Annotated in this window: 15 protein-coding genes; 8 read left to right on the top strand and 7 right to left on the bottom strand. The window is 70.7% G+C overall.

Features of this window, described 5'->3' with window-relative positions; all coding sequences use genetic code 11:
- Positions 1–29: 29 nt before the first annotated feature.
- The 3 genes from hisS to OG875_RS16740 all read right to left on the bottom strand — a co-directional run bounded on the left by hisS (position 30) and on the right by OG875_RS16740 (position 2,603).
- Complete coding sequence (gene hisS / locus OG875_RS16730) at positions 30–1,358, bottom strand: histidine--tRNA ligase (protein WP_330175024.1); 1,329 nt, start codon at positions 1,356–1,358, stop codon at positions 30–32.
- Between the two features lie 244 nt (positions 1,359–1,602).
- Complete coding sequence (locus OG875_RS16735; protein WP_330175025.1) at positions 1,603–1,857, bottom strand: hypothetical protein; 255 nt, start codon at positions 1,855–1,857, stop codon at positions 1,603–1,605.
- Positions 1,858–2,141: 284 nt separating this feature from the next.
- Positions 2,142–2,603, bottom strand: a complete 462-nt coding sequence (locus OG875_RS16740; RefSeq protein ID WP_330175026.1) for an ATP-binding protein — start codon at positions 2,601–2,603, stop codon at positions 2,142–2,144.
- Positions 2,604–2,799: 196 nt separating this feature from the next.
- Here OG875_RS16740 and OG875_RS16745 point away from each other — a divergent pair, with 196 nt between their 5' ends.
- The 6 genes from OG875_RS16745 to OG875_RS16770 all read left to right on the top strand — a co-directional run bounded on the left by OG875_RS16745 (position 2,800) and on the right by OG875_RS16770 (position 6,935).
- A complete protein-coding gene (locus OG875_RS16745; protein WP_330175027.1) occupies positions 2,800–3,651 on the top strand; it encodes a Scr1 family TA system antitoxin-like transcriptional regulator in 852 nt (283 codons plus the stop codon).
- 13 nt (positions 3,652–3,664) lie between these two features.
- Entirely contained in the window at positions 3,665–3,859 is a 195-nt protein-coding gene (locus tag OG875_RS16750) for a DUF397 domain-containing protein (RefSeq protein WP_330175028.1), read from the top strand.
- 245 nt (positions 3,860–4,104) lie between these two features.
- Positions 4,105–4,479: a hypothetical protein gene (locus OG875_RS16755; RefSeq protein WP_330175029.1), complete on the top strand. Its 375-nt coding sequence runs from the start codon at positions 4,105–4,107 to the stop codon at positions 4,477–4,479.
- 165 nt (positions 4,480–4,644) lie between these two features.
- A complete protein-coding gene (locus tag OG875_RS16760; RefSeq protein ID WP_330175030.1) occupies positions 4,645–4,851 on the top strand; it encodes a hypothetical protein in 207 nt (68 codons plus the stop codon).
- 166 nt (positions 4,852–5,017) lie between these two features.
- On the top strand, positions 5,018–5,965 hold the full coding sequence (locus OG875_RS16765; RefSeq protein WP_330175031.1) for a phosphatidylinositol-specific phospholipase C: 948 nt from the start codon (positions 5,018–5,020) through the stop codon (positions 5,963–5,965).
- Between the two features lie 409 nt (positions 5,966–6,374).
- Positions 6,375–6,935: an ester cyclase gene (locus OG875_RS16770; RefSeq protein WP_330175032.1), complete on the top strand. Its 561-nt coding sequence runs from the start codon at positions 6,375–6,377 to the stop codon at positions 6,933–6,935.
- 24 nt (positions 6,936–6,959) lie between these two features.
- Here OG875_RS16770 and OG875_RS16775 read toward each other — a convergent pair whose 3' ends face one another.
- The 3 genes from OG875_RS16775 to OG875_RS16785 form a co-directional block, all read right to left on the bottom strand.
- Entirely contained in the window at positions 6,960–8,375 is a 1,416-nt protein-coding gene (locus OG875_RS16775) for a sensor histidine kinase (protein ID WP_330175033.1), read from the bottom strand.
- Positions 8,372–9,202 carry a response regulator transcription factor gene (locus tag OG875_RS16780; protein WP_330175034.1) on the bottom strand — a complete coding sequence of 277 codons (831 nt, stop codon included), beginning with the start codon at positions 9,200–9,202 and terminating at the stop codon, positions 8,372–8,374. Before OG875_RS16780 ends, OG875_RS16775 begins: the two co-directional genes overlap by 4 nt.
- 241 nt (positions 9,203–9,443) lie before the next feature.
- The gene (locus OG875_RS16785) at positions 9,444–10,496 is read right to left on the bottom strand and encodes a S1C family serine protease (protein ID WP_330175035.1); all 1,053 of its coding nucleotides are present in this window, start codon (positions 10,494–10,496) and stop codon (positions 9,444–9,446) included.
- 174 nt (positions 10,497–10,670) lie between these two features.
- On the opposite strand from OG875_RS16785, the gene OG875_RS16790 reads away from it, so the two are divergent.
- Together OG875_RS16790 and OG875_RS16795 are read left to right on the top strand one after the other, a co-directional pair.
- Entirely contained in the window at positions 10,671–11,501 is an 831-nt protein-coding gene (locus OG875_RS16790) for an oxidoreductase (protein ID WP_330175036.1), read from the top strand.
- Between the two features lie 96 nt (positions 11,502–11,597).
- Entirely contained in the window at positions 11,598–11,789 is a 192-nt protein-coding gene (locus tag OG875_RS16795) for a hypothetical protein (protein ID WP_330175037.1), read from the top strand.
- A gap of 52 nt (positions 11,790–11,841) precedes the next feature.
- Here the strand turns inward: OG875_RS16795 and OG875_RS16800 are convergent, their stop codons facing one another.
- Complete coding sequence (locus tag OG875_RS16800) at positions 11,842–12,864, bottom strand: LacI family DNA-binding transcriptional regulator (protein WP_330175038.1); 1,023 nt, start codon at positions 12,862–12,864, stop codon at positions 11,842–11,844.
- Positions 12,865–12,937: the final 73 nt, after the last annotated feature.

A 12,937-nucleotide genomic window follows, 5' to 3' on the forward strand; every position in this document is an offset into this window, starting at 1 on the left:
AGTCGTCGGCGGGGGTCTTCCGCCGGGCGTCAGTTGGATGGTGCGCACTGCCGTGCGAGTTCCTCGGCAGCCTGGTCGAAGGGGACTTGGGTCTGTTCGCCGCTGTTCATGTCCCGCAGCGTGACCGTACCGGCCTCGCGCTCGTTTGCGCCGTAAATCACACAGAATCGGGCCCCTTGATCCCCGGCCCATTTCATCTGTTTGGCGAACTTCCCACTTGACCCGAGATAGACGCCCGTGCGGACTCCGGTGCGGCGGATCCGCGCCGCCAGCCGGAAGCAGTCGGCCGACTGTTCCTCACCCATGATCGTGACCGCCACGTCGATCTGTGAGTAGGGCGCCTCGTCCGTCTCCGCCAGCAGCGGCAGGATGCGTTCGATGCCCAGTGAGCCACCGCACGCGGGGGAATCCTTGCCTCCGAGGTTTCCGATGAGGCGGTCGTACCGCCCACCGGAGGCGATCGAGCCGGGCGTTCCCGGGGCGACCACCTCGAAGATGATGCCGGTGTAGTAGTCGAGCCCGCGTACGAGATTCGGCGTGAATCCGATTCGCTCGGCGGGGATCGCGTCCTTGGTCAGTTCCAGCAGGCGTTCGACTTCCGCCAGGCCGGTCTGTCCGGTCTCGCTGGACTTCAGCCGCGCCGTGACACGCTCGACCGAATCCGGGGCGGTGAGGTCCTCCACCAGCCCTTCCGCGATGCCGGGCGACAGGCCGCGGCTGGACACCAACTCGCCCACGACCGCCTCCGGAGACAGCTTGTCGAGCTTGTCGAGGGTGATGAGTGCCCCCGGCCCCAGGTCCTCCGGGACGTCGTACGCCTCCAGCAGGCCGAACAGCGCGTGCCGGGAGTTCACCAGGAAGCGGAACTCCGGGACGCCGAGTGCCGTGAGGGCATCGTGGAGAGCTACGACGACTTCGGCATCGGCCAGCGGCGACGACGAGCCGACGATGTCGAGGTCGCACTGGACGAACTCCCGGAACCTTCCCTTCCCGGGGCGGTCCGCCCGCCAGACCGGAGCGATGGCGTATCGCTTGTACGGCATGGGGAGTTGGCTGCCGTACGCCGCCGAGGCGCGGGCCAGGGGAACCGTGAGGTCGTACCGCAGCGCGAGATCCGCCTCCCCGCTCGCTTCGTGTTCGCCACGGCGGAGGATCTTGAAGATGAGCTTGTCGCCCTCGTCGCCGTACTTGCCGGTGAGCACGTCGAGACGCTCGAAGGCCGGTGTCTGGAGCGGCTGGAAGCCGAAGCCGGCGAACACCGAACGGATGGTCGCGAAGGCGCGCTCACGCTTCTCGAATTCGGCTGCGAGGAAATCCCGGGTCCCGGACGCGGGATCGAACTGCTTTAAAGAGGCCATGCGATCCATAGTTCCGGAACTCGCTTGTCGAGGGCAAAACTCGCCGAAGACGCGGCCTGGCTCGCGAGTTCGGCCGGGTACGCGGCCCGCTGCGGCCCGCCGACCGCAGGTTCACGGGCGCCTCGCTGTGCTCCCGGTCCGGGCCGGGGGACGTACCACTTCCGAGCTGTCCGATCCGACATCGACAGGCGCGGCGGGGCTCGGCCACAGTGGCCCGGAGCCGGTCACATGCGTGCGGCAGCGGTCATTCGGTGACGGCGAGGACAATGCTGAGGATGCTGAGCATCAGGCCGACGGGCATCACGATGCCTCCGATGATTTTGAAGTACCAGGGGCCCATCTGCGGTTCGGCGAGCTCCAGGCCCGTCGCCCGGGCGGCCCTCACGGCGTTGCCCCGTTCGGCGGCCTTGTCCGCCGCGCCGCGCACGTTGAAGAGATACCTGCCTCCCCAGACCGCACCGCCTGTCCCCAGCACGAACAAGCCGATCGCCGTACCCACGCGAACCTCCCTCGGAACGCCGCTCAGTGGCGGCCATCGGCCGGACTCTTCCGGCCGGATGTGAAGAGTAGGTGAACGTGATCAAGAGCGCGCACCCGCGCCCCAACGGCGACGAGGGAGGCGGATCCGGGGGCGCCGCCCCCTCCCCGGGTGTGCGTGTTCCGCCGGTGGGTCGGCTCAACTGGTCAGAAGTCCGGCGGCGATCGCGCCGAGGACGAGAGCGACGAGTATGAAGTCGCGCTCCGGGCCGGTGAGTTGGGCGGCTGCGGCAATGGCTGTGGTCGTCACGAGGGCATCTCCGGCCGTGCCAGGGTGAACCAGACGGCCTTGTAGCTGGGGCTCGGTCCCCCGTAGATGGTCGAACCCCACGTCTCGGCGAGCCGGTCCAGCAGGAACACGCCCTGTCCGCAGCCGAGTTCCTGCTCGGTGGGGGTGAGGTTCGGTACCGGCAGGGACCAGGGCATGTCGTCCGTCACGTAGACCGCGACCTGCTTCCGGTTGACCGCGACGGTTACTCCGATCAGGTGAGTTCGCGTGTGCCGGTGCGCGTTGGTGACCAACTCGGTGACGCAGAGCCGCGCGTCGTCGGCGAGAGCGTCGTGCCTGCTGACGTGGAGCAGGGTGGCCAGGAACTCCCGCGCGATCTTGGGCGCGTTGGCCGTGTTCGGCACGGTGAGGCGGTACGTCTCGCCGCCCTGCGGGGGCGAAGGTGGAGGTGGTACGGGGGTGAGGGTGGGGGTGGGCATGTCGTCTCCCAACATGGGGTCCGGACTTGGGCGCACACGTGCGGCGGCGCTTCGGGCCGCTGGTGCGGAGCGCGGTGCTGAGAGGGACAGTACCCCCCTGTCCATCACTTGTGGTACCAGGTCAACTATTATGTGTAGCGAGTGGATTGTGATGGGGCCGCAGGTCAGACTGTGGCGCGACTGTGAGGAGAGGCCGATGGCACCAAGGAAGGCACTTACGGCGAGGCAGCGCCGACTGGGTGCCGAGCTTCGCAAGATCCGGGAGCACACGGGCCTTTCCATCACCCAGGCGGCTGAAGTTCTGGGCACGGACCGCACCACCATCAGCAACACCGAATCCGGCCGGTTCGGTGTGAGTCCGGAGCGCGTACGTGCCTGGGCCGGCCACTACGCGTGCCCCGACGCCGCCTATGTGGACGCGCTCGCCACGATGGCGGCGGAGCGCATAAACGGCTGGTGGGAGGACTATCGGGAGGACCTTGCCAGCGGTGCGCTCGACCTTGCCGAGTTGGAGCACCACGCCGTCGCCATCCGGTGCGTGCAGATCGTCTACATGCCGGGGCTGTTGCAGAACGAGGACTACGCACGTGCTGTATTTGCGGAAGTCGTACCGCCGTTCAGTTCGTCGAGCCAGCGTCGCCGCCTTTCGCATCGGCTGAAGCGACGGGATGTGCTCGACCGGGAGGACTCGCCTAACTGCACTTTCCTGATCCACGAGGCGGCGTTGCGGATGACCTTCGGTGGTTCCGACGTCTCGCGGGGCCAACTCGAATATCTGCTCAATCAGTCCGAGCGTGACAACGTCATTGTCCGCGTCATCCCGTTCGCGGCCGGCGGTTTCCCCGAGAGCGGCAGTTCGACACAATACGTCTACGGTCCTGTTCCGCAGCTCGACACGGTCCAGACGGACACCCCGACCGGCCCCGCGTTCCTGGATGCTGAGACGCGTCTTGCGAACTATCGGGCTGTGTTGGACCGGATCGAGGAGCGTTCGCTCGATCCCGAGCGTTCACGAGACTTCATTCGCGGAATCGCACAACAAGTATGAAGGCGTGAGAACCATGGACATTCAGTGGCGAAAGTCGACCAAATCGTCTGGCCCCGACGGTAACAACTGTCTCGAACTGGCCGAGCACGGCGGCGAGATCCTGATGCGGGAGAGCGACAACCCTGGCGTGGTCATCCACACCACCCGAGCCAAGCTGCGTGCGTTCCTCGATGGTGCGAAGGAGGGCGAGTTCGACAACTTCGCCTGACGCGCGGCGTGTTCATGACGGGCGGCTCTCACCGGCGCAGGTGAGGCCGCCCGTTGGCTGTTTCTGTATCACTCGTTAGAGGTAAACGCTTGATACCAAGTCGCAGCAAACGCTAACTTCGAGGCATCGCTCCCCGCTTCTGCGCCAGTCGGGGAGGGATACGAAGGGCCGCCCCCTGCTCACCCGCTCGTCACGCCGGCGGCAGGCAGGGGGCGGCTTCCGCGACACACTCAGGAGGTTCCGGCATGCCCTGTGCTGATCGGCCGCTCGCCGCGTTCTGGCTGGAGCGGACCGTGTACGAGTCGCTCGACGCCGACAGCCGCTCCCGCGTGTCGCGGCGCTCCGTGGCTGATCCGGCCGAGGCGATCCGTGCCATCAGGGTCGATGTGCGCGCGCTCGCGGACGAGTTGGGGCCCGCCGAGCGTGAACGGGCCCTGCGGTGGACCGGGTTCGGCGGGTCCCTGGGGGCCGTCGCGGCGCTGCACCGGGGTGAGGCGTGCGGGTTTTCGCTCAGCGGTGAGGGGCGGTGGTGGGAGTGGACCGTGCAGCCGTACCCGGCCTTCGACGGGAAGCGCGCGTCCCTCCTGCCCTGGGCCTCCCACGGTGGCCCGGCCCGATGAGGCCGAGGCCCCGGTGAAAAGCGTCCGCCCCGACCGGTGAGAACCCTGGACAGGTCGAGTGGTCGGGGCGGATGACCGAACCCGCGAGGCTCACGCCTCGCGGCACGCCGGTCGCGCCGTCGACGGTACGGCGGCGTGACCTCTCGCGAAAGAGGAGGTCCGCACATGAGTGCGCAGACTGTCGATACGTACGAGACCCGCACGCCGGACGCGGAGGAGTGGCGGGGCGTCCCGTTCCGCCACCCGCTGGACGTGTCCCTCGGAGTCCCGGCCATGGCGGCTGCGGCGGACGACGGCGGCAAGCACGACGGGGGCCCCAAGCCTCCCGAGGCGCCACGCGACCCCGCCCCGAGCGGTGGGGGCGACAAGTAGTCCCCACCCGTAACCGGCAGCACCGGCAGTACTGACAGCAGGGCTTGGGGTCCGCAGATCGGCGGGCCCCGGGTCTTTCGGCGCTCGGTCTTTCGGCCCCCGCGCCACCGCGCGCGCCCTGTTCGGGTCTGTTGGATTGTGTCGCGTACACGCCATACTTCGGCGCATGGTCACAGACAGCGGCACAACTCCCCCCACCAGTACTGGACTTGCGCGCCGAGGAATGCTCGCCGGCGCCCTCGCGCTCTCCGCCACCGCCCTCGTCGGTACGGGCTCCGCCACAGCGGCCACCGCGCCGCCCGCGAAGACGCTCCGCCCCACGACACGGCGCGTACTCGCCCCCGCCGACTGGCTCGCCGGAATCGGCGACTCCACCCCCGTGCAGAGACTGACCCTCCCCGGCACCCACAACTCCGGCGCACGCAGCGGCGGTCTGTGGGTGGCGTGCCAAGGGACCACCATCGCCGAGCAGTTGAACAGCGGTGTGCGGTTCCTGGACGTGCGGTGCCGGGCGTTCGAGAACGCGTTCCCGATCCATCACGCCGCGTACTACCAGAACCTCAACTTCGACGACGTCCTCACCGCCTGCCGTGACTTCCTCCGCGCGCACCCCTCCGAGACCGTCCTGATGCGCCTCAAGCAGGAGTATTCGACCGAGAGCGACGCCGAGTTCCGGCGCATCTTCGACACCTATCTCGACGGGAAGGGCTGGCGGTCCCTCTTCCGGCTCGACAGCAACCTGCCCGCGCTCGGCGAGGCACGCGGCAAGGTCGTGCTGCTCGCGGACAACGGCGGGCTGCCCGGTGTGCGGTACGGGGACGGCGGCCTGTTCGACATCCAGGACGACTACCAGGCCGAGCCGGGCGCCAAGTACCCCAAGATCGAGGCGCACTTCCGCAAGGCGGCGACGCAGCCCGGCAAGCAGTTCATCAACTTCGTCAGTACGGCCGCCCTGCTGCCGCCGCGCTGGAACTCCGACCGGCTGAACCCGCAGGTGCACACGCTGCTCGACGGGTCCCAGGGCGCCGGGTGGCGCGGGCTCGGCATCGTGCCGCTGGACTTCCCGGAGACCAGGGCCGGGCTGGTGGACTCGCTGATCCGGCACAACGGCTGAGGCCGGGGCAGGCCGGGGCAGGCCGGGGCAGGCCGGTGCCCGTCGGCCGGGCCGGGGGCCCGCGCCCTGCGCCCTGCTCCCGTCGGCCGGGCCGGGAGCAGGGCCCGCGCCCGGCCCGGCCGGGTTGATCGCGGGGGCCGGCGCGTAGGCCGACTCCGGCTCCCCGCCGTACGGGCGGGGGCCGGGGCGTGGGCCCAACTCCCGTTCCCCGCAACACGGGTGGGAAGCTCTCCCCGGTGATCCGATCCCCGCCGCATACGGCGCGGGGGACGACGCCGTGCCGGGCCGGTCCGACGTCGAGGCGACGGACCGGCCCGGCAGAGCGGCCCGCGCGCCCCGGCCCGGCGGGCGCCCGAGCAGACGAGCGCCCCAGGGCCCGAGGGCCCCGAACGGACAAGAGGACACAGCGATGTCGCGATTCACCCTGCCCCCCGAGGACGTACTGCGCGCCCGGGAGAAGCTCGTCCTGGACCACTTCCGCGACGAGGTGCGGCAGGACTGGGACGCGACCCTGTCGACGTTCCCGCATCCGCACTACGAACTGATCGCGCAGATGCTCGTCCACGACGGTGACAGCGACGTACGCGACTACTACGACGACACGCGCGTGGCCTTCCCCGACCAGGACCACGAGCTGATCGCGCTGCGCCACAGCCACGACGCCGTGATCGTGGAGTTCTGGCTGCTGGGGACCCACAACGGGCCGCTGGGGAAGATACCGCCGACCGGCGGCCGTCATCGCACCCGCATGACCGCGTACTTCGTCTTCGACGAGAACGAGAACCTCGTCACCGAGCGCGTCTACTTCGACCAGCTCACCATCCTCAAGCAGCTCGTCGGCGGCCTCGACAAACGGAAGCCCGGCGATCTGCTCACGCTCGCGAAGGCCGTCAAGGGTGCGCTGTCCATGGCCGGTTCGGAGCCCGACCCGAGGCTGCTGGACACCACCGAGCCGGACCTCACCGACTGACCCGCCGCCAACAGGCGCCGTCCGTCAGGGAGTTGTCGGCGGCGGGGTCGACGCGCCCGGGATACGGATCGAGGCCACCGTGCCACCGCCGGCCGCCGGACTCAGCGCGATCTCGCCGCCCGTCTGCTGGAGGGTGCGCGCCACGATCGACAGGCCCAGGCCCGAGCCCGGCAGCGCGCGGGCCGACGGGGAGCGCCAGAACCGCTCGAAGACGTGCGGCAGTTCGTCGGCCGGGATGCCGGGGCCGTGGTCCCGTACCGTCAACTCCCCCCGGGAGCTGAGGGCGACCTCCACGGCCGCGCCCGGCGGGCTGAACTTCACCGCGTTGTCCAGGACGTTGACGAGCGCCCGCTCCAGCGCGGCCGGTTCGGCCCGTACGTACCAGGGGTGCAACGCCACCTCGATGGTCAGGTCCGGTCCGCGCAGCCGGGCGCGTTCCAGGGCGCTCTCGACGATCGTGTGCAGCGCGACGACCTGGAGCGGGCCCGGGGCGAGGGCGTCCGGGCGGGACAGCTCCTGGAGGTCGCCGATCAGCGAGGCCAGCTCCGTCATCTGCGCCTTCACCGACGCCATCAGCGCCGTACGGTCCTCCGGGGGCAGCGCGCGGCCCGTCTCCTCGCTGCGGGCGAGGAGCTCCACGTTCGTACGCAGGGAGGTCAGCGGCGTACGCAACTCGTGGCCCGCGTCGGCGATCAGCCGCGCCTGACGGTCGCGCGACGAGGCGAGCGCCGCCGTCATGGAGTTGAAGGAGCGGGAGAGCCGGGCGATCTCGTCCTCGCCCTCGGCGGGGATGCGCAGGCTCAGGTCCTCGGTCCGCGCGACGTGCTCGACCGCGCGCGTCAGCCCGTCGACCGGGCGCAGACCGGTCCTGGCGATCCACAGCCCGGCCGCGCCCGCGCCGATGACACCGATGCCCGCCACGGCGGTCAGCAGCAGGGCGAGCCGGTTGAGGGAGGAGTCGATCTCGCCGAGCGGGCGGGAGACGGAGACGGTGACCAGGGAACCCGCCGGGCCGAAGGGTTCCCGCTGCGTGTGGACGCGGACCGGGGCGCCGTCCTCGGTGGTGGAGTCGTGCAGGGCTTCCTGCTGCGTACCGCGCGCGACGGCCACGTCGGAGGCCTGGACCGTGACCGGCTGCGAGGAGGCGTCGACGCACCGGTTGCCGTTGTCGGCGACGACCTGGACGTACGCGAAGCCGGGATCGGCCGTCTCCGGGGGGCTCTGGCCCAGCGCGCACCGGCCCAGGGCGCCCTGCACCAGGCCGGCGGGGGCGGAGGTGTTGCGGAGCGAGTTGTCCAGCTCCGCCTCCAGCTGGGCGCGGGTCAGCAGCCAGCAGGTGACGGCCGCCGCCGCGACGGCGACGGCGACGGCGACGGCGACGAGCATCGCGAGGCGGGAGCGGAGGGGGAGCGTACGGAGGCGGTGGGCGAGGGGGGTCACTGGGGGCCTCCGCTTCCCGGGCCCCCGGGCGTCGTACCCCCGGTGGTCGGGGTCACGGTGGTCGGGCCTCCGGTGGTCGGGCTGCCGCCGGCCGTCGGGGTGCCGCCGCCGTCGGCGCGGAGCGCGTAACCCACCCCGCGCACCGTGTGCACGAGCCTCGGCTCGCCGCCGCTCTCGGTCTTGCGCCGCAGATACATCACGTACACGTCCAGTGAGTTGGAGCTGGGCTCGAAGTCGAAGCCCCAGACGGCCTTGAGGATCTGTTCCCGCGTCAGCACCTGGCGCGGGTGGGCCAGGAACATCTCCAGCAGCGTGAACTCGGTACGGGTCAGCTCCACCCGGCGCGTACCGCGCGTGACCTCGCGCGTCGCCAGGTCCATCCGCAGATCGGCGAAGGCCAGCGCGTCGTCCTTGGGGGCCTCGCCGCCCGCCCGGACCGCGTACGAACTGCGCCGCAGCAGTGCCCTGATCCGGGCGAACAGCTCGTCCAGCTCGAACGGCTTCACCAGATAGTCGTCGGCGCCCGCGTCGAGCCCGGTGACCCGGTCACCGACGGTGTCGCGGGCGGTGAGCATCAGGATCGGCACGGTCGAACCGGTGGCGCGCAGCCGCCGGGCCGCCGTCAGCCCGTCCATGCGCGGCATCTGGATGTCGAGCACGATCAGGTCGGGCTGATAGGCGGCGGCCTTGGTCAGCGCGTCGACACCGTCGACGGCGACCTCGGTCCCGTAACCGTCGAAGGCGAGGCTGCGCTGGAGCGCCTCACGGACGGCGGGCTCGTCGTCGACGATCAGGACACGGTGCGGATCGCCTTCGGCGGGGCTCATGGCGTCGCTCTTCCTGTGGGTGAACGGCTGCGGTCACGTCTGGGCCTGCGGGTACGGATACCGTCACGGCTCGGCTTCCGCTTCGGTCACGGGAGGCGCTGATACTGGCGTACCCGCGTACCCGCGTACCCGCGTACCCGCGTACCCGCGTACCCGCGTACCCGCGTACCCGCGTACCCGCGTACCCGCGTACCCGCGTACTCCCGGACGTCAGCGTCGCACGCGGGGCGCGTGGCCGGCCTCAGCCGCCGTTCCCGGCGCGCAGCGCGCCCAGGTCGGCCTTGACCGTGTTCACGGGGATGGAGAAGCCGAGGCCGACGCTGCCCGCCGAGGAACCGTCGCCGCCGTTCGCACTACTCGCGGAGAACATGGCCGAGTTGATGCCGACGATCTCGCCGTTCATGTTGATCAGCGCACCGCCGGAGTTGCCGGGGTTCAGCGAGGCGTCGGTCTGGATCGCCTTGTACGTGGTGGTGGAGGAGCCCGTGTCGCCGTTGAACTGCCGTCCGCCGAACTCGAACGGCCACTGGTCGTCGCCGCTGCCGCCCTGCTCCTGTTGCTGCTGACCCTGCTCCTTCGACACGGTGACGTCCCGGTCGAGGGCGGAGACGATGCCGCTGGTCACGGTGCCGGTCAGACCCTCGGGCGAGCCGATCGCCACGACCTGGTCGCCGACCCGCAGGCTGTCGGAGTCGCCGAGGACCGCCGTCTTGAGGCCGCTCGCGCCCTGGAGCTTGATCAGCGCGAGGTCCTTGCCGGGGCTGGCGCCGACGACGTCGGCGGTGTACGTCCTGCCGGTGCTCAGCTGCACCTTCACGGTGTCCGCGCCCGCCACGACGTGGTTGTTGGTGATGATCTCGCCGTCGGCGGTGACGACCACACCCGAACCGGTGGACCGGCCCGAGGCGGACGACGCCTGGATCTCCACGATGGCGGGGGAGACGGCCGCCGCCACGCCCGCGACCGTGCCCTTGCTGCTCTGCGAGACGGTGGTGCCGCTGACGGGACTGCTCCCGGTCGCGGTGGAGTGGTCCGTCAGCGTCTCCGTCAGCGCGGCCGTACCACCGCCGACCACGGCCGCGACGATCGCGGCGGCGGCGAGCAGCAGCCCGACGGGGCGGCTGGGGCGGCGGGCATGACCGGGGCCGGAGCCGGGCGCGGGCACGGGGGCCGGAGCGGTGTGACCCCAGGTGGTGGTGGGGGCGTACGCGGGCGGCGGCGGGTAGCCGGGTCCGCTGCCGGAGTTCTGCTGATTCACGTCTTCGCCGCCGCTGCGACGCTGATTCTCGGTCATGCCACCGACCATCCGCCCCCTGGATGAGAGCCGTCTGAAGACGCCCTGAGAAGCCCGACAGAACCGCGTATGTCCCATATAAAGGCGCCCGGAACCGGCCGGTTGCACGAGGGTGGATCACGGCTCAGGGTGAGTCAGGAAGGGCCCGTTCCGCTTATCCGTGAGGACTCCGCCATGCCTGCCAAGACCGCCCTCGTCACCGGCGCCTCCTCCGGCATCGGCGAGGCCACCGCCCTGAAGCTGGACAGCCTCGGCTACACCGTCTACGGAGCCGCCCGCCGTACCGAGCGCCTCCACGAACTCGCCGACCGCGGCATCCGTCCGATGGCCATGGACGTCACCGACGACGACTCGCTCCGGGCGGGCGTCGACCGCGTCATCGCCGAGACCGGACGCGTGGACGTCCTGGTCAACAGCGCCGGATACGGCTCGTACGGCGCCATCGAGGACGTCTCCATGGAGGAGGCCCGCTACCAGTTCGACGTCAACGTCTTCGGCGCCCTCCGCCTGACCCAGCTCGTCCTTCCCCAGATGCGGGCACAGCGCGGCGGCACCATCGTCAACATCACCTCGATGGGCGGCAAGATCTACACCCCGTTCGGCGGCTGGTACCACGGCACCAAGTTCGCCCTCGAAGCCCTCAGCGACTGCCTGCGTCTGGAGACCAAGCCCTTCGGCATCGACGTCGTCGTCATCGAGCCGGGTGGCGTCGCCACCGAATGGAGCGGCAACACCGCCGACAGACTGGAGGAGTCCTCCGGCGTGGGCGCCTACGCGAAGCCGGCCAAGGCGACGGCCGCTTCCCTGCGCTCCGAGGCCCTCGCCAAGCGCAATTCCCCGCCCACGGTCATCGCCGACACGATCGCCAAGGCCGTCACGGCCCGCCGGCCCAAGACCCGCTACCCCACCGGCTCCGGCGCCCGCCCGCTCATCGCCCTGAAGGCCATCCTGCCCGACCGCGCCTTCGACACCCTGATCTCCCGCGCCACGGGCCGGCCGCGCTGAGCGCGGGACGCTGGTCAGCCGCTCTGTTCGGCACAGCCCTCGGCGCCACCGGCACCGGGGGACCGTACTCGTGCCATCGTCCTGGCCGATCTCGGCGTGGTGCGGCTCCGCCGGGGCGACGTGGACGGAGCCCTGACCACCTGGGGCGACTTCCTCGACAGTGCCGACGGCATCCGCTCCGTAAAGGTCCAGGCGGCCCTTCGGGACATGAGTGTCCGCCTGCGGCGATTCAATGGCGTCGGCGAGGCGCAAGAACTCCGCGAGAGGGCCGCCCGTATCGCCGGTTGACGAACCCCACGGGCGTCAGCGCCCCGCCGGGGTATGACCCCCGCCGGCTCGTTCAGAAGCAGCCGCAGGAGCGGCGGATTACCAGGGCCGAGGGGAATTGGCGGACGCGTTCGCGGCGGGAGCCGGCGACTCGGAGGCCGTCGTCCAGGACCAGGTCCACGGCCGCGCGGGCCATCGCCGGGCGGTCCGAGGAGACCGTCGTCAGCGGGGGGTCGGTCAGCGCGGCCTCCTTGACGTCGTCGAAGCCGGCCACCGCCAGTTCGCCGGGGACGTCGATCCGCAGTTCGCGTGCCGCCCGCAGGACGCCGATCGCCTGGTCGTCGGTGGAGCAGAAGATCGCCGGGGGCCGGTCCGGGCCCGCCAGCAGGGTCAGTGCCACGTTGTACGCGTCGTACCGGTTGTAGAGCGCCTTGAAGAGGCGCCCCTCCGTCGAGAGCCCGGCCTCCTTCATCGCCCGTCGCCAGCCCTCGACGTGGTCGGTGACCGGGTCGCCGACGACCGGTGTCGACTCGACGCCGCCGAGGCACGCCACGTACGGGTGGCCGTGCTCCAGCAGGTGCCGGGTGGCGAGCTGCGCGCCGCCGATGTCGTCGGTGACGACCGCGACGTCGTCGATGCCCTCGGGCCGCTCGTGGAGCAGCACGACGCGGGCGTCCCACGCCTCTATCTCCGCCGCGGCACGCTCGCTCGGTCCCTGGCTGACCAGGATCAGTCCGGACACCCGCATGCCCAGGAAGGCGCGCAGGTAGTGGACTTCGCGTTCGTTGCGGTAGTCGGAGTTGCCGACGAGCACCATTTTTCCGCGCTCGGCGGCGGCCTGCTCGACCGCGTGCGCCATCTCCGCGAAGAAGGGCTGCCGCGCGTCGGGCACGACCACTCCTATGAGGTCGGTCCGCCGCGACGCCATCGCCTGCGCGACCCGGTCCGGGCGGTAGCCCAGATCCTTGATCGCGGCGAGTACACGCTCGCGCGTGGCCGGGGCAACCGGCCTCGGTCCGTTGTTGATGACGTAACTGACGACCGCGGTCGAAGTTCCCGCCAGTCGTGCCACGTCGTCCCGCGTCACCTTGGCCACGCGCGGCAGTCTACGTGGGGTTGCCCAGGCCGTGTCCGGGGAGTGGCGCCGTCCGCCCGGGGGGGCGGGGCGC

Source organism: Streptomyces sp. NBC_01498 (genome assembly GCF_036327775.1).
GTDB lineage: Bacteria > Actinomycetota > Actinomycetes > Streptomycetales > Streptomycetaceae > Streptomyces.

Excerpts from the sequence above, each read along its gene's own strand:
- hisS (WP_330175024.1), bottom strand. The coding sequence starts at position 1,358 with ATGGCCTCTTTAAAGCAGTTCGATCCCGCGTCCGGGACCCGGGATTTC.
- OG875_RS16740 (WP_330175026.1), bottom strand. The coding sequence starts at position 2,603 with ATGCCCACCCCCACCCTCACCCCCGTACCACCTCCACCTTCGCCCCCG.
- OG875_RS16745 (WP_330175027.1), top strand. The coding sequence starts at position 2,800 with ATGGCACCAAGGAAGGCACTTACGGCGAGGCAGCGCCGACTGGGTGCC.
- OG875_RS16750 (WP_330175028.1), top strand. The coding sequence starts at position 3,665 with ATGGACATTCAGTGGCGAAAGTCGACCAAATCGTCTGGCCCCGACGGT.
- OG875_RS16755 (WP_330175029.1), top strand. The coding sequence starts at position 4,105 with ATGCCCTGTGCTGATCGGCCGCTCGCCGCGTTCTGGCTGGAGCGGACC.
- OG875_RS16760 (WP_330175030.1), top strand. The coding sequence starts at position 4,645 with ATGAGTGCGCAGACTGTCGATACGTACGAGACCCGCACGCCGGACGCG.
- OG875_RS16765 (WP_330175031.1), top strand. The coding sequence starts at position 5,018 with ATGGTCACAGACAGCGGCACAACTCCCCCCACCAGTACTGGACTTGCG.
- OG875_RS16770 (WP_330175032.1), top strand. The coding sequence starts at position 6,375 with ATGTCGCGATTCACCCTGCCCCCCGAGGACGTACTGCGCGCCCGGGAG.
- OG875_RS16780 (WP_330175034.1), bottom strand. The coding sequence starts at position 9,202 with ATGAGCCCCGCCGAAGGCGATCCGCACCGTGTCCTGATCGTCGACGAC.
- OG875_RS16785 (WP_330175035.1), bottom strand. The coding sequence starts at position 10,496 with ATGACCGAGAATCAGCGTCGCAGCGGCGGCGAAGACGTGAATCAGCAG.
- OG875_RS16790 (WP_330175036.1), top strand. The coding sequence starts at position 10,671 with ATGCCTGCCAAGACCGCCCTCGTCACCGGCGCCTCCTCCGGCATCGGC.